Source organism: Nocardia sp., assembly GCF_025465275.1.
GTDB lineage: Bacteria > Actinomycetota > Actinomycetes > Mycobacteriales > Mycobacteriaceae > Nocardia.
This window is the reverse complement of the sequence record NZ_JAODNK010000144.1, coordinates 61,430-79,029: the sequence shown is the minus strand read 5'-3', so window position 1 is coordinate 79,029 and position 17,600 is coordinate 61,430. Positions and strand designations below refer to the sequence as shown.

The window sequence follows — 17,600 nt, the reverse complement described above, 5'->3', positions numbered from 1 at the left end:
GGGCGGGGCGGACACGCCGTGTTTAGGCTCTGAGCATGAGCATTCGTACCGCTGTCGTGACCGGGGCCAGTTCGGGGATCGGGGAGGCTACTGCCCGGGAGCTCGCGAAGCAGGGGTACCACGTCGTCGTGGGGGCGCGGCGGGTCGATCGGCTGGAGCAGCTGGCCGCCGAGATCGGCGGGACGGCGCTGCCGCTGGACGTGACCGACGAGGAGTCGGTGCGGGCCTTCACCGAGGCGATCGGTGAGGTGCATGTGCTGGTCAACAATGCCGGTGGCGCAAAGGGTTTGGCGTCGGTCGCCGACGCGGACCTGGACGACTGGCGCTGGATGTGGGAGACCAATGTGCTCGGCACCCTGCGCGTCACCAAGGCGCTGCTGCCGAAGCTCATCGCGTCCGGCGACGGGCTCATCGTCACCATCACCTCGGTAGCGGCATTCGTCCACTACGACAATGGTTCCGGCTACACCTCCGCCAAGCACGCCCAGGCGGTCCTGCACCGCACCCTGCGCGGCGAACTCCTCGGCCAGCCGGTGCGGCTCACCGAAATCGCCCCCGGCGCAGTCGAAACCGAGTTCTCCCTGGTCCGCTTCGAAGGTGACGCCGACCGCGCCGCCAAGGTCTACGAGGGCATCGACCCCCTGCTGGCCACCGATATCGCCGAGATCGTCGGCTTCGTCGCCTCCCGCCCACCCCACGTCAACCTCGACACCATTGTCGTGAAGCCCCGCGACCAGGCCGAAGCCGGCCGCTTCGCCCGCCGCAGCTGACCGGACCGGCACGGCAGCCCCGTCTCGGCACGGCAGCGGCCCCGTCATCCCGGCATGCTTTCGGCCGGGATGACGGGGCCCGAACGCTAATCGGTCAGGCGGATACAGAGCGTCTCGTATGTCGGGATGAAAACGTTTCTGCGGTAACGGCGTTCGACGATTTCCCACGGGCGGCCGTTAGCGGTCAGCGCCTCGAGGAGAGCCGTCAGCTCCGAATGGACGAGTTGTGCGCCCAGGCAGAGGTGGCGGCCGCCGCCGAACCAGAGTTGGCGGGTTTCGGGGTTGTAGTCACGGTGGATGCTGAAATTCCCGGCCGCATTGTTGATGGACCAGGTCAGGATTTTGACGTGTTCGCCCGCAATCAGTTGGCGGCCTGCGATTTCCACATCGGCGGTGACCGAGCGGCCCACCAGGTAGGCCGGACTGGTGACACGCAAGGTTTCGCGGACGGCGTCGGGGGTGCGCTCCGGTTCGGCCAGTAGCGCACGCTGGTCGCCGCTGTCGTGCAGCAGCGCGACCATGCGGCTCATGGCGCTGGCCAGGGTGTCGGTGCCCGCGACCGCCATGAGCATGGCCAGACCGGAGGCGTGGTTCTGTTCCAGGCCGAGTTCGCGGCAGCGGCCCAGAGTGGTCGTGCCATCGGCGCGCGCATAGGCGGCGGGTACGGAGCTGGAGAGTTTGCCGACGAGGGTGCGGGCGCGTTCCACCGCCACCGGGTCGAGCGTGGTGGAGGCCATGGTGCCCATGGCCAGGTTCACCAGCTCCTCGACGTGTTCGAAGAGAATGCGGAACGGCTCGTCCGGATCCCCGCTCGCACTACGGCCGTCATCGGCGAAGGTCGCGGAGATATCCTCCGGCGCCATGCCGACCAGGTCGGAGACGCTGCGGCCCACCAGCACCCGGGCCCGTTCCGCGATATCCACGGTCATACCTGCCGCCAGATCAGCGGTGAGCTGTTTGAGCGCGCTCCCGAGCACACCCTCCACCAGCGCATCCGTATGCGTGGCGGTGAAGAGATCGCGAGTTCTGGTGCGCAGTTCGGTATGGCCCGCGCCTTCGAACAGCGGTTCCACCCAGTCGCCGATGACCTGAGCCCACCAGTGCCCGGCCGCACCCTCGGAGACGATGCTGAAGTGTGTGCTGTCGTTGTAGATCTGGCGCGCCACCAGCGGATCCGCCACGAACCAGCCGAGTTTCGGGATCTTGCGAATGGGCTTGGCGGCACGGCCCGCGAGCAGGACGGCGGGCAACCAGGGCTGCCCGGCGGCGAGCAGCGTGAGCTCGTGGCGAGTGGCGGCATTGAACATGGGTGCTCCGGTCTATCGCTACGAGATGATGTGAATCAGCGAAATTTCATACCAGGATTCTGCGCGCTGCTACCGTCCCCGGCAACCGCGGGCAACCTGCGGCATAATCGACCCCGGAGGGAATTCGATGAGCAAACTCTGGGTGATCGTGCCTGCCTACAATGAAGAGCACGGCATTACCAAGACACTGGAAGCTCTTGCCGCACAGCAGGATCGGGATTTCACGCTGGTCGTGGTGGACAATGATTCCACCGACGGCACGGCCGCGGTGGTCAGCGCCTTCGCGCGCACGCACCCCGAAATGCGCATCGAGCTCGTCACCGAACTCCAGAAGGGCACCGGCGCGGCCGCCGATACCGGCATGCGGCATGCCATCGCGGCCGGAGCCGTGCGGCTGGCCCGCACCGATGCCGACTGCCTGCCGTTCCCGAATTGGACCGCACGCCTCACCGCCGGCTTCGAGTCCGGGCTGCGGCTGGTGAGCGGTCAGCTCATACCGCGCACCGACGAGGGTGTGAGCTGGCGCGATCGCACCATTATTCGGGTGGTTCTGGAGGTCGCCTCCACCTTCGGCAAATTCCGGCCGGGGAATCGGGACCCCCGATATCTGGGACCGTATGTGATGACGCCCGGCTGCAATATGGCCATTGCCGCCGAATTGTACGAAGCCGCAGGCGGATTCCCGCGTACCGCCATCGAAGATCTGCACGAGGATCGCGCACTGGTGAATGCGGTGCGCATGCTCACCACCGAATACGGTCTGCGCCGGGATGTCCGGGTGTACGGCTCCAATCGCCGCGTCCGCGCCTGGGGCGTGCGCAAAACCCTCGCCTGGTACGCCGACCACCGCTACAAGCCGGAGCTGGTGGATATTCGGTGAGCACCGACTTCCTGCACCTGTTCCGGGAACAGGTGCAGCGCAAGCCCGATGCGGCCGCGCTGGGAATGGCAGGCGAACGGCCACTCAGTTTCGCGGAGCTCGACGACCGCCTCACCACCGTCGCGGAACGACTGTGGCACAGTGGATTCCGGCCGGGCGACCGCATGCTTTTCTCCATCCGCCCGTGTGTGGATGCGGTCGTGCTCATTTTCGGGACCATGGCGGCGGGCGGGACCATCGTCTTCGTGGATCCGGGTGTCGGTCCGGAACTGTTCGCCCGGCGCATCGACCTGGTGCAACCCGCCTGGGCGGCAACGGAATCGCTGCTGTATCTCCTGAGTGGACCGTTGCGGCGGATCGGCCGCACACTGGGTTTGTCCCTCCCCGATTTCGGCAAACTGCCGGTCAGGCATATTCACAGTGGGCCGCGACTGCCGGGCACACCGGCGGCGTCGATCCCGCTGCACCGGCTGCTCGATGATGCCGCGGTCGCGGCGCATTCCCCGGCCGCACCCGCCGATCCGGCGGCCGAGGCGCTGATCGTCTTCACCTCCGGCACCACCGCCGCACCGAAAGCCGTTGTGCACACCCGCGGTTCGCTCGGCGCGGGCCTGGCCGCCATGGCCGGGCGCAGCCGCCTCGGACCCGGGCGGCATCTGCACACCGAGCAATTGATGATGGGCCTGCCCGCCCTGCTCGCGGGTGCGCAATGGTCCATGCCGCACTATCCGCGCTTCGGAACCCATATCGACCCACTGGCATTCGCACGCTCGCTCGACAGCGCGACCGACGCGTTCTTCACGCCCGCCGATCTGGCGGTGGTGCTCACCGCCATCGAATCCGGGCGGCTGAGTGCACCCGCGGGGCTGCGCGAGATCTCCCTGGGCGGTGCACCGGTGACGACCGCACTGCTGCGACGGGCCCGGAAAGCGCTGCCGGAATGCGAATTCCTCGCGATCTACGGCATGACCGAAATCCTGCCGGTGGCAGTCACTTCCGGCATCGCCAAACTGGAATTCGGCGGCGCGGGCGACCCGCTCGGCGCGCCCGTCCACGGTGTCACCGCGACAATCGCCGAGGACGGCGAACTGATTCTCTCCGGCCCCAATCTGTGCCGCGGCTATCTCGGTGAGCCGCCGCTGCCGGAAATCCGCACCGGTGATCTCGCCCGCTTCGACGGCGACACCCTGGTACTCATGGGCCGCAAGAAGGACATGATGCTGCGCGGCAAGACCAATATCTACCCGGGACTCTACGAACCGGCGATCACCGCCGTACCGGGTGTGGGCCAGGCCATAATGGTCGGCATACCGGATGAGATCGGTGATGAACGCATTGTGCTCGCAGTGGTGGCCGCTCCCGGCAGCGGCGATATCGCGGCCCGGCTGCGCCGCGAATTGCCTTCGCTCATAGATGTTTCCGCCCTGCCCGACGATATCGTCGTGGTAGACGATATTCCGGTCAGCGGCCGCACCAGCAAACCCGATCGCGCCGCCCTGCGCACCCTGCTCGGGAAACGGCTCGGCTGAGTCCGAACGAGATGAGTCACGACTCCGGATCGGGACGGGAAAGCAGTTCCGCGAGAACCTGATCGGCGAAGTTCTCCGGTTCCGCCAGCATCCCGTCGACATAGCAGAAGCCGATACACATTTCCTGGTGCGCCGTCACGATCGCCACCGTGACCGCACTGACGCAGGAGTTCGACGCCGTCAGCGTGAGATCCGAAATCCGCCAGGCGCCAACGTGTTCCGGGAAGTCGATACGACCCAGATTGGTTACCGACACATTCCACGGGGCCCGCCGATCCACCATATCGACAATGCGCCGACCGGATTCCACGGTGCGTGGCGTCCCGAATCGCATACCCGCCACTGTCGACAGATGCCGCTGCTGCCGGATGCCCCGCTGCAGCTGCCGATTCACCGATCGTGCGGCCGCCCACAGTGATTCACCCGGACCGAACCGCACGAATCCGGCCAGCACCGGCGCGTACACGCCCAGCTCCTCGGCATCCGGCTGCGGCTGCAGCAGGGGGCGGAAGTCCACCGGCGAACCGATCCCCGCCACCCCGTTCCCGTCCGGCCGCGCACTGTCCCCTATCGCCCGCGCCACCGCTGCGGCCAGCACCCCGTGCACCGTGACCCCGGCCCGGTGGCAGTCGGCCACCAGGGCGGCCAGCGGCTCGGCCGCCACCACCCGGTACACGACCCTCGTCCGCCGCTCGAGCAGCCCGACCGGCACGGGTCCACCCACTCGCCGGGGCCGCAGCACCAGCGCCGCCGCCTGATCGAACAGCGTCGAGTACACATAGCGCCAAAACCCCCGCGCGCCAGCGGGAATCAGGTCATCGGCGGGCGGGAACGCCGCCCGGCTCCCGACGCCGCCGGAGCGGTGATCAGCGCCGAGGTCCGCGGCCTCGGAACTGGTGCGGCGGCCGTCGGACGCGGCATAGTGCACGAGTTTGCGCAGCACGGTCATCAGCGATCGGCCGTCGAGAACGATGTGCGAGACAGTCAGGATCAGGTCGTGCTGCTCGTCCGCGGTACCCGGCTGCCGCGCGATATCGACGATGCGCGCCACTCCGGTGCGGGTATCGAACGGGTCGACCAGCTCGGCGTCGATTTCCCGCTGCCAAGCCTGCGGATCATCGGACAGCAGCTGCCGCACCGGGATTCGCGGGTCGCGCAACGGTGTCAGCCGAGGATCACCGGTGCCGGCATCCACCACACCCGCTCGCAGGAGCGGATATTCGGCAGTCAGCGCCGCTGCCGCGCGTTCGAGCTGCTCGACGCTGATCTGTCCGCGCACTCGTACCCGCGCGGTGCAATTCGACGGTGAAATACGGTCGATGATCCAGAACCAGCGCTCCGAAGGGCTCAGCGGCCGCCCGAAGTCTGTTGCCGTCGTTGCCGAAGTGCTCGCAACCACTGTCCAACCTCTCCGCAACGCTCCCTTCGACGCAGACTAATGCCATTCCGGAGGCTTCGCACCTCGCAATCACCTGATGCGTAATCACCCTGTGCCGACGCAAAACAGCGCAGGCACTCCGCGTATGGAGTGCCTGCGCTGTTCGGTGACTATGGGGTCAGCGAGCGCCCGGTGTGGTCGGGGCGGCGCCGCCGGGCGCCTGCGGGGCGACCGGAGCCGCGGAAACCACCGTGGCCGGATCGGCCTGCAGTGCCGACATGCTCTTCCAGGTATCCCAGTCCATGGTCCAGTCGTAGAGGTCACCGTCCGCCGCGGAGAGGTTGATGCGGGTGCCGGTCACCTCCACCGGATCGCCGTAGAGAGCGGTCGGGAAGAAGGCCTGGGCATCACTCGGACTGAGGTTGATGCAGCCGTTTGTGACATTCGAATTGCCCTGTGCGGAAATCGATTCCGGGTTCGCGTGGATGAACTCGCCATTATTGGAGATGCGAACCGCCCAGCGCTCCCGCGCATTCGTGTAGAACGGCGGATTCGACATGACGAAATCCTCGTACTTCTCGGTCACCACGTGGATGCCGGAGCGAGTCACATTGCGGTCCTCATTGCCCTCGCCGTAGCTGACGGGGATATCGACGACAACCTGCCCGTCGCGGATCACCTGCATGCGGTGGCTGGAGGCCACGGCCCGCACGATCTGCGAACGGCCGATCTTGAAGTCCGAGGTGATATCGGCGGTGCCGAAGGAACCCTCGCCCATATCGAGGCCGTAGAGCTTGGCGCCCACATGCACCGCGGTGCCGGTCTGCCAGTACTCGCGCGGCCGCCAGTGCGCGCGGGAGCCGCCGTTGGAATCGGGCAGCCAGGCCCACGAACCCTCGGCCGCGGGGGTGGTCGTGACGGTCAGCGCCTTCTCGACGGCGGCCTTGTTGTCGATATGCGAGTTGAACTGCAGGATGATCGGCGCGGCAATGCCGACCTGCTGGTTGTCGGCGATATTGATCGTCGCCGAGACCTCGGTCTTGGGAGTGACGGTGGTGAACTTGGATTCGATCGGCACCGGCTTGCCGTCGGTACCCGTCGCGGTACCGGACCAGCTGTAGGTGACGCCGTAGCCGAGCGGTTCGGTGACCGTGAACTTGCTGTGGTCAGGGGCGAGCTCGCCGGTGACCTGCTTACCGTTCGGGTTGGTCAGCGCCACCTGATCGATGCGGCCCTGCGTCACCGAGACCGAGACCGGGGCGGTGGGGTTGACGTTCTGTGTGCCGTCACCAGGGGTTGTGGTCACCTTGGCAGCGGGAACGGCCGGCTTGTCGGGGGTGCCGCCGCCCTTGTCGGACGTGCATCCGGCCACCAGCGCCACCACCGCCAGCAGCGCGGCCATGACAGCGGCTGCCCGCCGGACCGGGAATCCTCGATTGCTCACCCGCTCGAGGTTACCTGGGCAAACCGAGTCCTCCAGACGTCGAAACCGTGGTACCCGCCACCCCTACAGCGTGACTCCCACTGTGACAGGTTCCGGTTCCAGGTGAATTCGGAAACGTTCAGCAACTCCTTGGCGAACTGTCCGCGCCAAAGTCGCCAGGTCCGCGGCGGACGCCTCGCCCCGATTTGTCAGTGCCAAAGTGTGTTTGGTGGACAGCCGCGCCGGAGCCGTCGCGTCCGGATAGCCCTTGGCGAACCCCGCGCGCTCGATGAGCCAACCCGCGGAGAACTTCACACCACCGTCGACCGGCCAGGTGGGCACTGCCACATCGGGACCGACATGTGTGGCAATCGCCTCACGCACCGCCGCCGCGTCGATGTCCGGAACAATCGGATTGGTAAAGAACGACCCCGCACTCCAGGTGTCGTAGTCGTCCGGATCGAGCACCATGCCCTTGCTCGCGCGCAGCCGCAGCACTTCGGCCCGCACCAGGGCGGCCGGACGGGATTCGCCCTCCTGCGCACCCAGTGCGGCCGCCAGCTCCCGATAGCGCAGCGGCGCGCTGGAACCGTCCGGGCGCAGCGCGAATTCGACGGCCAGCACCACCGCCGCGGCATTGTGCTTCAACACCGAAGTGCGATAGCCGAATCCGAGTTCCTCCGGCTCGGCCCAGCGGATATCACCGCTCGCGCGATCCAGTAATCGCGCCCGGCGCAGCAGGGCTGCGACTTCTACGCCGTATGCGCCGACGTTCTGCACCGGTGTGGCGCCCGCGGAACCCGGTATGCCGGACAGGCATTCGAGACCGCCGTAGCCGGCCTCGACCGAAGTCGCCACCACCGCATCCCAATTCGCGCCCGCCTCAGCGGTCACGAAGCCGTCGCCGATCTCGACGGCGGTCGTGGCGATGCGGACGACGACGCCCGGGAAACCCTCGTCGGCGATCAGCAGATTCGAGCCACCGGCGATGAGCAGCACCGGAATTCCAGCCGCATCCAGCTCCCGCACGGTCGCCACGAGCGATTCGGTGCTCGCGCACTCGGCGACGATCGCGGGACCGCCCACGCGCAGCGTCGTCAGCTCCGCCAGCGGCACCGCGGCCCGCAGGCTCGCACCGGTCCCGGCGAGCCGGTCCCGCACGTCGTCGAAGGACACCACCCCAGTAGTACGCACAGGCACAGACGGTAGCCTGTCCGACCATGGCGACACCTCTGGCCTTCACTGGGCACTCGACCCATTCCACCGCCGCTGTGCGCGCTGCCTTCTCGGACGAGCAGTACTGGAAGGACCGGATCGAGGCCGTCGGCGGGCCCAATGCCCGCATCGAATCGCTCTCCATCTCCGGCGACCAGGTGCGCGTGGAGATGATCCAGGCGATTCCGGCCTCCGAACTGCCCGCTCAGGTCACCGCAGTGCGCCCGGGCGATCTGGTGATTCCGCGCACCGAGACCTGGAACGGCAGTGGCGGCACCGTCGAAGCGCGCGTGGACGGCGTACCGGCCAGCGTGAACGGCACCCTGACCGTCAGCGATTCGGGCACCGGGTCCGCCTACGTGGTGGACGCCGTGATCGAGGTGAAGATCCCGCTCTTCGGCCGCAAGATCGAAGCCGCCATCCAGGAACACCTCACCGAACTGCTCGCACGCGAAGCCGAGTTCACCGACAATTGGCTGAGTTCGCACTGACAGGGCCCGCACGGCAGTAACCTGACCGATCGTGCCCCGCCGACTCGACTATTCCGCGCGCTATCCGCTGCACACCACCAAAGAGGTGTACGCGGCGCTCATGAACCGCGACCTCTGGGACGCGCGGATCGAGGAGATGCGGAAACACTCGCCCAATGACCTCGTCCGCCTCGAATCCGGTGATTCCGGGATAGAGGTCGAAACCCGCCACGTGCTGCCGCGAGAGAGCCTCCCAGACCTCGCGCAGGCCGTCATGCGCAAGGACATGGTGATCACCCGCACCGAGAAGTACGGGGCCTTCGGACCCGAGGTGACCGGGGAATACACCACTTTCATGCCCGGCGGACCGGGCACCCTGGGCGGCACCATGCGCCTGTTCCCCACCGATACCGGCTGCACCCTGCGCACCTCCTCGGAGGCGCACGTGCAGCTCCCGTTCCTCGGACGCAAGCTCGAACAGCTCATGCTGGTGAACCTGATCGACCTGTTCCGAGCCGAGGCCGAGGTGACGAAGCTCTGGCTGGATCAGCAGCACCCCGTCGGCTGATCAAACCGATCGGCACCATCACCCGCGGCACTACCGGTATCAACCGGCTGCGCCGCGGGGATCGATGGCTTGTGCACGATACGACGGTCGCCGAACGATTGCTGAACGCGAATGACCCGCTCGTAGTCGACCTCGGCTACGGCGCGAGTCCGGTCACCACGCTGGAAATGGCGGCGCGACTACGCACCGTCCGCGCGGATCTGCGCGTGGTCGGCCTGGAAATCGATCCGGAACGCGTCGTCCCCGGACGCGACGGCGTCGTCTTCGCCCGCGGCGGTTTCGAATTGGCCGGACTGCGGCCGATCCTGGTGCGCGCCTTCAATGTGCTGCGCCAATACCCGGAATCGGCTGTCCCCGAAGCCTGGTCGACCATCCTGTCCGGCCTCGCCCCCGGTGGCCTGCTGCTCGACGGCACCTGCGATGAACTCGGCCGCCGCTGCGCCTGGATCCTGCTGGACCGCGCCGGCCCCCGCACCCTCACCCTGGCCTGGGACCCCTTCACCGTCGACCAGCCCTCGGACCTCGCCGAACGCCTCCCCAAAGCCCTCATCCACCGCAATATCCCCGGCGAACCCATCCACACCCTCCTCACCGCCGCCGACCGCGCCTGGTCCCACGCCGCTCCCCTGGCCCCCTACGGCCCCAGGGCGCGCTGGCGCCACGCCGCAGATCTGTTGCGCCAACACGGTTTCCCCCTCCGCCCCCAACGCCGCCGCCTCCGCGACAACCAGCTCACCATCCCTTGGTCAGCAGTCGCACCTCTCCCCGACTGACCTCGGCATTCGCAGCGCACCCCGCCACATCGCGAGCCCACCCGTCATCCCGGCATACGGCGCCCACCTCATCATCCCGGCGTGCTTTTGGCCGGGATCCACCAAGATGGGCTGATCACCTCGAGGTGTGGATCCCGGCCGAAAACGTGCCGGGATGACGGGGGGTGATCCGGCACAGAATGACAGGGTTGATCAGTCGTCGGGGTCGAGGGCGGAGCCGACGCGATCCCGGAGTGCTTGCAGGGAGCCGGATACGGCGGCGGGGGCCAGGAGGGAGCGGGGGGTGAAGGGTTGGCGCCAGAGGCCGCCGTGGGCTGCGCCGACGGTGAACAGGGTCTCCGGATTGGCTGGGCCGCCGGCGGTCTCGGGTGTGCCTGCGGCGGGCTCCACGGGTGTCATCAGGTCGGCGACGAGTTTCGCGGCCAGCAGTACGCGCGCGGTGGCGGGGTCGAAGACCTCAATGCCGAAGCGGGTGGCGGCCCGGTATGCGGCGGCGCGCCACGGGCTTTCGTGGACCGAGGAGTTCCAGGTGGGCGGGGCCACGGTGTAGGAGACGGTGTGGCCGGTCGAGTGGGCCAGGACCGCGCGCCAGCGTGGGAGGCGCTGGGCGAGGGCGTAATCCGGGCCGCTCAGGTAGGGCAGGTTGTCGAACAGGCCCCAGCGCGCGCCCTCCGCATCGAGGACGGGGCGCAGATAGTTCAAGCGGTACAGCGAGTTCGGGGCGAGCCGGTGCAGCACATCCTGGGTGGCGCCGCGAATTCCACGGCGGGCCAGCTGTTCCCGCGCGGCGAGCACGATCGATTCGGGGACGGCATAGCAGTCGGTCGGCGAGCCGAGCAGCGCCAGGGCGGCGTCCGGATGCTCGCGCAGCAGGGATTCAGCGAGCACATCGGAGGCGGCGGCAATGCGCAGCCCGGTCGCACCGGGCAGGCCCGCGTACAGGCCGAGCGCCGGACGGGCATCGGTGTGCGCGGCGATCCAGTGTGTCAGCGCCGGAAGATATCTGGTGATATCCACGCCCGGACCGGCGGCCGTCACCGGAAAGGACATGGCCCCCGCACCGGCGCGGGCCTGCGCACGCAGCCGATCCCAGCGCGCCCGCCCGGGCCGATCCACCGCGAGCACCTCGGCGCCCCAGGCCAGTAACGGTCGCAGCGGGCTCAATTCCGCCGCCGCCCCGACCGCGGTCAGCCGGAATCCGGGCAGCCGCAACCACTCCGGGTGGTCGATCACGCGGCGTACGGCGGCCACGAAACCCGGTTCGAAGATGCCGCGCTCTTCCCACGCGGCCAATTGCTGCCGCAATTCGTCCTCGGCCAGCAATCGCCCGTGCCAGGGCACTTCGAGTCGCGCTGCCGGCGTGGCGGTTCCGGCGACCGTCTCGGTATCCAGCCCGGCCCCGGCGGCATCCGTCATATCGGCGGCATCCAGCGAGGTGACGGTGCGCCCGGCGGCGAAGCGCAGCACGGTGCGCACCGAATGCAGCCCCTCCGTGGCGATTCCGAGCGAGACCCGGGGTGCGCTCACCGCCAGCGCGGTCATCCCCCGGAAGACGCGGCGATGCCCGTGCCGCCAATCCCGGCTGGTCTCCACCGATTGCGCGAGATCAGCGTCGTAGCGCCGCACGGCATCGGCGACCACCGCCGCCGACACCATCTCCGCCATTCTTTCGGGCGGTCCGGGTGGAAAAGCCAGATCCCACATGCCATCGCGGACCGTCCCCATGATCAGTCACCCTGCCACGAAACAGAGCCGCGCAAAACTCGAACCTCGCAGAACGAGGGCATGATCCGCGGTGCACACCGGCGGAATTCAGACGCGGGTGAGCGCACGGTGCAACCGCGCGGCGGTCACGGGCGGGAGTGCGGTACTGGCGGAACGGATTTCGGCGCGCGCACAGCGATGAATGGCCACCGCATCGGCGACGACCTCGTCGAGCGCGGCCTGGCCGATCCCGGCTTCGGCCAGATCCAGCACGGTGCGCAGCGGCGTGGTGACCAGGAAGGTGCCTGCGGACTCCACATCCTTACGGGCGAAACTGCGGCGCAGCACCACCAGGCGCGGGGAGAGCGGGAAGCGGCCGATACGCGCCGACATATGCACGAAGCGCGGCCGCAGCCGGCCCAATCCGTGCAGTTCAGCGGCACTGTGATGGGAAACGGCGGCCGCGCCGTCGAACCAGGCCGACCACATGGCGTACTCGTCGAGCGGCCCGTCCGGCCAGCGGCCCAGGCGCAGCAGACCCACACCGGCGCGGACCACCGAGCCGTCCCGCAGCCCGTCGCGGATATGGGCCTCGGAACCCGTGTGCAGCACCTGACGGGTGGTGAAGTACCCGGCGTGCCGACCGGCCAACTCTTGTAGCGCCTGCCAGCCGTGTTCCGGGTCCGGCTCCGCTGCGGGAATCCCAGCCATGCACTCAGGCTACGCCGACCGCTTGTGTGTTATGTCACATTCCGCCGGGTGTGTGCCGACACCTCATCAGAAGCACAGAACTCACACAGAAAGCTCGGGAAGAATCGCGGCCATGAGTTCGAACCCCACCTCGGACGACGCGAAGAACGTCGCCTCGGAATCAGACGCGGTCCGCACGGACGACGCCGCGGCCGAACACCCCGGCGCGGCCAATTACGGGATCCCCGGCGGCGCAGCCGAACTCGGCAAGCAGCCCGGTACACCGCAGGCCGGTGAACCTCCGACCGAGGTCATCGGCGGTGCGCCCTATCCGGCGGGTGCGGGCGGGTCGGCCGACGCCACCCAGGTCCTGCACGGCGGGAGCGCACCGCAAGGCCCCGGAGCCCAGCCGGCGGAGTGGTGGGAGGGCGACACCGCACACGTCGGAGCCCAGAACACCGGCCCTCAGCCGACCGCGGTCCTCGGCCACCACGGCACCGAGGCGCTCAGTCCGGGCGAGGCGGCCGCCTATGCGGCGGGTGCGGGCTCGATCCCGGGTGGATCGCAGCAGCCGCCGTTCACGCCGCCGCCCACCGCGAATGCGGGAGGCGGACAGGGTGGTTCGCCCGGTAATCGCCGCAGTCGCCGGACTCTCTTCATCGTGATCGGCCTGGTGCTGGCGCTGGTCGTGGTCGGCGCACTGGCCGGTGGCGAGGCGTATGCCCGCAACAAGGTGGAGAACTGCATCAGCTCGCAGTTCGAGCAGCAGATGGGCTCCAAGATCGACGTGTCGTTCGGCGCGAAACCCATGCTGCTCACCATGTTCGACAACAAGGTCGGCTCGGTGACGGTGGACAGCGACGACACCAAGTTCGGCCCGGCGGTCGGTATGACCGTGCATGCCACCTTCCACGACATCCAGTTGCAGGACGGCGGCAAGGCGGGCGGCACCGTCGGCAGCTCCGAAGCCGACGTCACCTGGAGCAATGACGGCATCATGAAGACGTTGGGCGGCTTGGTTTCCGGCGCTACCTCCGACCCCTCGGCCGGCACGCTGAGCTTCACCGTGCTGGGCGGACTGGCCCAATTGCAGGTCAAACCAAAGGTTGTCGGCGACAAGGTCGAGGTCGAGACCGTGTCGGCGTCGTTCCTCGGCATCGGCCTGCCCACCGACCTGGTCTCGGGCATCGTGGATCTCATGACGCAGAGCCTGCAGACCTACCCGATGGGCTTGAAGCCCACCAGTGTGACGGTCACCCAGGACGGACTGAAGGTCGGCCTGAAGGGCGGCCCCACCACCCTGCAGACCACCGACAGTAACGGCAAGACGCAGAACATCACCTGCTGAGCGGCGACCGGCTCAGGCCGGAAAGCCCTGCAGCACTTCACGAGAACGCGACAGTCCCAACCGGGTGGCGCCGGCGGCGATCATTTCCGCCGCCGCCGCCGCGGTGCGGATACCGCCGCTGGCCTTGACCCCGAGCCGCCCGCCGACCGTGTCCGCCATCAAACGCACCGCGTGCGCGCTGGCGCCGCCCGCCGGATGGAAACCGGTGGAGGTCTTCACGAAATTCGCGCCCGCCTGTTCGGCGACCCGGCACACACCCACGATCTGCTCATCGCTCAGCGCCGCCGATTCGAGGATCACCTTGAGCACGACCCGGTCCCCCATGGACTCGCGCACGGTGATGATGTCGGCGAGCACCGCGTTGTAGTCACCGGTGCGGGCCGCGGCCACATCGATCACCATGTCCACCTCGTTCGCGCCCTGATCAACCGCAAGCCGCGCCTCCGCGCCCTTCACCAGCGAATGATGTTTGCCGGACGGAAAACCCGCGACGGTAGCCACCACCAGGCCGGGTGCACGCACCGGCAGCATGGACGGCGAGACGCAGATCGCCAACACGCCCAGCTCACGGGCCTCTTCGATCAGCGCGTCGACATCCTGACGGGTCGCTTCCGGCGCCAAGAGGGTGTGATCGATTATCGCTGCCACGTCTCGACGAGAAATCTCTGTCATGAGCGGTGAGTTTGGCATACAGGTGGCGAATTTCGTTGCGGGCCGCCACCGCTGTCACGCACACTCGAACTTGTGCTGATCCGTCGTGAACGAACCGGCGACACCGCCGCGATCGACGCGGTGCATCGCAGCGCCTTCGCCGATCACCTGGCGAGCGCCGGCAGCGGGCATCGATCCGGTCCGGCCGTTCCCCTCCCCGACCCGCCCGAAGTCGATCTGGTCCGGCGGCTGCGCGACCACTCCGGCTGGATGCCGACGCTCACCATGGTGGCCGAACTACACAACGATATCGTCGGCCACGTCTGCCTCACCCGCGCCGCGGTCGGCCCCTTCCCCGTGCTCGCTCTCGGCCCGATCGGCGTCCGTACCGACGCACAGGCCAGGGGTGTCGGCTCCGCCCTCATGCACGCCGCCCTCGGCGCCGCCGACGCCCTCGACGAGCCGCTGATCGGCCTCGTAGGCCACCTCGATTACTACCCCCGCTTCGGCTTCGCCCCCGGCACCCGCCTCGGCATCGTCCCCGACCAGTCGGACTGGACCTCGCACTTCCAGATCCGCCCGCTCACCGCCTACGACTCCGAGATCAAGGGCGAATTCCGCTACGCCGATCCCTTCTACTGTCCCGCCTCTCCGTAACTTCGGCGCACAGCAGAGAGCCGTGCAAAGTTGTGCACGCGTAGCGGCGGTTGAGTGCGACACCAATTTTGGACGTCCCCCGGAGTTACCCGACCCGCACGAAATCAGTTGTCGCCTTTGCTGCCACCCGGCTGACGTTCCGAGGAAATGGCCGACCCCGGCCGGGCGCTACGGGCCAGGGGCGGCCGAATAGGCTGACCAGTATGAGCTCTGCCCCTGGCGACCCGGACGATCGTCGTTATGTGCTGACCCTGGGCTGCCCGGACCGTCCCGGCATCATTGCCCGCATCACCTCGTTCATCGCCGATTTCGGCGGTTCGATCGTGGAGGCCGGCTACCACTCCGATCCGGATATCGGCTGGTTCTTCACCCGGCAGGCCATCAAGGCCGGCACCGTTCCGTTCGGACTCGACGAGTTGCGCGCACGCTTCACCGCCGTCGCCGCCGAACTGGGCCCGGAAACCGAATGGCAGGTGCACGATTCGGGTGAGCGCCGCCGCGCGGTGCTGCTGGTCAGCAAGGACGGCCACTGCCTGCACGACCTGCTGGGCCGCGCGAGCAGCGGGGAACTGCCCGCCACCATCGAGGCCGTCATCGGCAACCACCCCGACCTCGCGGGCATGACCGAGGCGCACGGCGTCAAATTCCACTATGTGCCGTTCCCGAAGGATCCGGCCGAACGCGGACCCGCCTTCGAGCAGGTGCGTGCACTGGTCGACGTGCACGATCCGCACGCGGTTGTGCTGGCCCGCTTCATGCAGGTGCTGCCCGCGCAGCTGTGCGAGCACTGGGCGGGCAAGGCGCTCAATATCCACCACAGCTTCCTGCCGTCCTTCGTGGGCGCGCGCCCGTACCACCAGGCCTTCGCCCGCGGTGTGAAGCTGATCGGCGCGACCTGCCACTACGTGACCCCGGAGCTCGACGCGGGACCGATCCTCGAGCAGGACGTCACCCGCATCGACCACGCCGACACCGTGCACGACATGGTGCGTCAGGGCCGCGATATCGAACGCGTGGTGCTGGCCCGCGGACTGCGCTGGCATCTCGAGGGCCGCATTCTCGTGCACGGCCGCCGCACCGTCGTCTTCTCCTGACGCGGTTTCCCGGCCTAAGCCGAAGCGCCCCTTCCACGTCATTGGGGAAGGGGCGCTTCGGTTCTTCTGGAAATAGGTATCAGCCCGCGGCGGCGACCATGCTGCGGCGGCCCGCCCGGATCACCCGGGCGAGTTCGGCATTGAAGGCATCCTCGGCCTCGATGTTCACCAGGTGACCGGTGGGCAGGATGAGGTAGCGGTCGAGATACCCGGAATCGGCCAGGGTGTCGGCGATTTCGCGGGAGTGCTCCTCCGGCAGCAGCTTGTCGTACGAACCGGCGACCACGCTGGTCGGCACCGTCAAATTGGCTGCCGCACCGTGCAAGTCGAGGTGCAGCAGGCTGCGGGCGACCGCGGCGCGCGTAGCCGGACGGCACGAGCGGACGATCGCGGTACCGAAGGCGACCTGGTCGCCGGTTGCCGCGGCATTGAGCAGCCGGTGCTTGGCGATCACATTGACCGCCCGGCCGCCGGGCAGCGGAAGCGGGGTGCCGAAGAGCGCCAGCGACAGCCAGTCGGGTGCCGGAATCAGATCATTGAAGACCGGAAGTACGGTGGCGCGGTTGGGGATTCGCCGTGCCGCGGTGGTGGCCAGCAGTACCGAGGCGGCACGCTGGGCGACCTGCTGCGGATAACGCTGCGCCCAGGCCTGGATGGTCATGCCGCCCATGCTGTGACCGACGAGCGTCGCGCGCTGCCCCGGGCGCAGCACCGCGTCCAGGACATCGGAGAAGTCGTCGGCGAGCTGATCGGCTCCGAAAGCCCTGCGGCCGCTCTCGCTTTCGCCGTGGCCGCGCTGATCGTAGGCGTACACCCGGTACTCCCCGGCGAACGCATTGATCTGCGGGTTCCAGTATTCGATGGCACAGGACCAGCCGTGGGCGAGGACGATGACATCGCCGTCGGCGGGGCCGTACGCGTGTACTCGCAGCCGGGCGCCGTCACGGGTGGTGACCGGAATGATGTCGGACGGTCGCGGCGTATTCAGCGACTCGGTCTTGTAGATGCGGGACCGCAGTCCGGCACGGAATCGGGCGGTCACCATGTCAGTGCCCACCTCGGGCAGCTTCACCAGCATGAGCACTCCTTTGTGTTCCAGGGCACACTACCGCGCTAGCTGTAGTGCTTGCTAGTGCAAGCGGC

Annotated in this window: 17 protein-coding genes; 9 read left to right on the top strand and 8 right to left on the bottom strand. The window is 68.0% G+C overall.

Going from position 1 to position 17,600, the window contains the following annotated elements:
• Nucleotides 1-35: 35 nt before the first annotated feature.
• Complete coding sequence (locus JWN03_RS31450) at nt 36-770, top strand: SDR family NAD(P)-dependent oxidoreductase (protein WP_297622559.1); 735 nt, start codon at nt 36-38, stop codon at nt 768-770.
• Between the two features lie 86 nt (nt 771-856).
• Here JWN03_RS31450 and JWN03_RS31445 read toward each other — a convergent pair whose 3' ends face one another.
• Nucleotides 857-2,077, bottom strand: coding sequence for a cytochrome P450 (locus tag JWN03_RS31445; RefSeq protein WP_297622557.1), 1,221 nt, complete (start codon nt 2,075-2,077; stop codon nt 857-859).
• A gap of 127 nt (nt 2,078-2,204) precedes the next feature.
• Here JWN03_RS31445 and JWN03_RS31440 point away from each other — a divergent pair, with 127 nt between their 5' ends.
• Nucleotides 2,205-2,957, top strand: coding sequence for a glycosyltransferase family 2 protein (locus JWN03_RS31440; protein WP_297622555.1), 753 nt, complete (start codon nt 2,205-2,207; stop codon nt 2,955-2,957).
• Complete coding sequence (locus JWN03_RS31435) at nt 2,954-4,486, top strand: class I adenylate-forming enzyme family protein (RefSeq protein WP_297622553.1); 1,533 nt, start codon at nt 2,954-2,956, stop codon at nt 4,484-4,486. The genes JWN03_RS31440 and JWN03_RS31435 overlap by 4 nt, the downstream gene beginning before the upstream one ends.
• Nucleotides 4,487-4,502: 16 nt before the next feature.
• Here the strand turns inward: JWN03_RS31435 and JWN03_RS31430 are convergent, their stop codons facing one another.
• From JWN03_RS31430 to JWN03_RS31420, 3 genes are all read right to left on the bottom strand, one after another.
• Nucleotides 4,503-5,885: a phthiocerol/phthiodiolone dimycocerosyl transferase family protein gene (locus JWN03_RS31430; RefSeq protein ID WP_297622551.1), complete on the bottom strand. Its 1,383-nt coding sequence runs from the start codon at nt 5,883-5,885 to the stop codon at nt 4,503-4,505.
• A gap of 157 nt (nt 5,886-6,042) precedes the next feature.
• Nucleotides 6,043-7,266 carry a L,D-transpeptidase gene (locus JWN03_RS31425; RefSeq protein ID WP_297622619.1) on the bottom strand — a complete coding sequence of 408 codons (1,224 nt, stop codon included), beginning with the start codon at nt 7,264-7,266 and terminating at the stop codon, nt 6,043-6,045.
• A gap of 105 nt (nt 7,267-7,371) precedes the next feature.
• Nucleotides 7,372-8,463, bottom strand: a complete 1,092-nt coding sequence (locus tag JWN03_RS31420; RefSeq protein ID WP_441343094.1) for a UDP-N-acetylmuramate dehydrogenase — start codon at nt 8,461-8,463, stop codon at nt 7,372-7,374.
• Between the two features lie 44 nt (nt 8,464-8,507).
• On the opposite strand from JWN03_RS31420, the gene JWN03_RS31415 reads away from it, so the two are divergent.
• Genes JWN03_RS31415 through JWN03_RS31405 form a run of 3 tightly spaced genes read left to right on the top strand, consistent with a single transcriptional unit; the run spans nt 8,508 to nt 10,313 of the window.
• The gene (locus JWN03_RS31415; RefSeq protein WP_297622549.1) at nt 8,508-8,993 is read left to right on the top strand and encodes a DUF2505 domain-containing protein; all 486 of its coding nucleotides are present in this window, start codon (nt 8,508-8,510) and stop codon (nt 8,991-8,993) included.
• Nucleotides 8,994-9,024: 31 nt separating this feature from the next.
• Nucleotides 9,025-9,540 (top strand): DUF2505 domain-containing protein, encoded by a 516-nt coding sequence (locus tag JWN03_RS31410; protein WP_297622547.1) that lies wholly within the window; start codon nt 9,025-9,027, stop codon nt 9,538-9,540.
• Nucleotides 9,537-10,313 carry a class I SAM-dependent methyltransferase gene (locus tag JWN03_RS31405; protein WP_441343093.1) on the top strand — a complete coding sequence of 259 codons (777 nt, stop codon included), beginning with the start codon at nt 9,537-9,539 and terminating at the stop codon, nt 10,311-10,313. The genes JWN03_RS31410 and JWN03_RS31405 overlap by 4 nt, the downstream gene beginning before the upstream one ends.
• Before the next feature lie 192 nt (nt 10,314-10,505).
• Here JWN03_RS31405 and JWN03_RS31400 read toward each other — a convergent pair whose 3' ends face one another.
• On the bottom strand, nt 10,506-12,038 hold the full coding sequence (locus tag JWN03_RS31400; protein ID WP_297622545.1) for a hypothetical protein: 1,533 nt from the start codon (nt 12,036-12,038) through the stop codon (nt 10,506-10,508).
• A gap of 87 nt (nt 12,039-12,125) precedes the next feature.
• Nucleotides 12,126-12,728 (bottom strand): type IV toxin-antitoxin system AbiEi family antitoxin domain-containing protein, encoded by a 603-nt coding sequence (locus JWN03_RS31395; protein WP_297622543.1) that lies wholly within the window; start codon nt 12,726-12,728, stop codon nt 12,126-12,128.
• Between the two features lie 112 nt (nt 12,729-12,840).
• Between JWN03_RS31395 and JWN03_RS45600 the strand changes: the two genes are divergently transcribed.
• Nucleotides 12,841-14,055: an LmeA family phospholipid-binding protein gene (locus tag JWN03_RS45600; RefSeq protein WP_366914497.1), complete on the top strand. Its 1,215-nt coding sequence runs from the start codon at nt 12,841-12,843 to the stop codon at nt 14,053-14,055.
• A gap of 12 nt (nt 14,056-14,067) precedes the next feature.
• On the opposite strand, the gene deoC is transcribed toward JWN03_RS45600, so the two are convergent.
• Nucleotides 14,068-14,727, bottom strand: coding sequence for a deoxyribose-phosphate aldolase (gene deoC, locus JWN03_RS31385; RefSeq protein WP_297622541.1), 660 nt, complete (start codon nt 14,725-14,727; stop codon nt 14,068-14,070).
• Nucleotides 14,728-14,799: 72 nt separating this feature from the next.
• On the opposite strand from deoC, the gene JWN03_RS31380 reads away from it, so the two are divergent.
• Nucleotides 14,800-15,363: a GNAT family N-acetyltransferase gene (locus tag JWN03_RS31380; protein WP_297622539.1), complete on the top strand. Its 564-nt coding sequence runs from the start codon at nt 14,800-14,802 to the stop codon at nt 15,361-15,363.
• 203 nt (nt 15,364-15,566) lie between these two features.
• Nucleotides 15,567-16,457 carry a formyltetrahydrofolate deformylase gene (gene purU, locus JWN03_RS31375; RefSeq protein ID WP_297622537.1) on the top strand — a complete coding sequence of 297 codons (891 nt, stop codon included), beginning with the start codon at nt 15,567-15,569 and terminating at the stop codon, nt 16,455-16,457.
• Between the two features lie 79 nt (nt 16,458-16,536).
• Here the strand turns inward: purU and JWN03_RS31370 are convergent, their stop codons facing one another.
• On the bottom strand, nt 16,537-17,535 hold the full coding sequence (locus JWN03_RS31370; protein WP_297622535.1) for an alpha/beta fold hydrolase: 999 nt from the start codon (nt 17,533-17,535) through the stop codon (nt 16,537-16,539).
• Nucleotides 17,536-17,600 lie beyond the last annotated feature (65 nt).

Coding starts and splice junctions, on each gene's coding strand:
- JWN03_RS31450 (WP_297622559.1), top strand. CDS start 36: ATGAGCATTCGTACCGCTGTCGTGACCGGGGCCAGTTCGGGGATCGGG.
- JWN03_RS31445 (WP_297622557.1), bottom strand. CDS start 2,077: ATGTTCAATGCCGCCACTCGCCACGAGCTCACGCTGCTCGCCGCCGGG.
- JWN03_RS31440 (WP_297622555.1), top strand. CDS start 2,205: ATGAGCAAACTCTGGGTGATCGTGCCTGCCTACAATGAAGAGCACGGC.
- JWN03_RS31425 (WP_297622619.1), bottom strand. CDS start 7,266: ATGGCCGCGCTGCTGGCGGTGGTGGCGCTGGTGGCCGGATGCACGTCC.
- JWN03_RS31415 (WP_297622549.1), top strand. CDS start 8,508: ATGGCGACACCTCTGGCCTTCACTGGGCACTCGACCCATTCCACCGCC.
- JWN03_RS31400 (WP_297622545.1), bottom strand. CDS start 12,038: ATGGGGACGGTCCGCGATGGCATGTGGGATCTGGCTTTTCCACCCGGA.
- JWN03_RS31395 (WP_297622543.1), bottom strand. CDS start 12,728: ATGGCTGGGATTCCCGCAGCGGAGCCGGACCCGGAACACGGCTGGCAG.
- JWN03_RS45600 (WP_366914497.1), top strand. CDS start 12,841: ATGAGTTCGAACCCCACCTCGGACGACGCGAAGAACGTCGCCTCGGAA.
- deoC (WP_297622541.1), bottom strand. CDS start 14,727: ATGACAGAGATTTCTCGTCGAGACGTGGCAGCGATAATCGATCACACC.
- purU (WP_297622537.1), top strand. CDS start 15,567: ATGAGCTCTGCCCCTGGCGACCCGGACGATCGTCGTTATGTGCTGACC.
- JWN03_RS31370 (WP_297622535.1), bottom strand. CDS start 17,535: ATGCTGGTGAAGCTGCCCGAGGTGGGCACTGACATGGTGACCGCCCGA.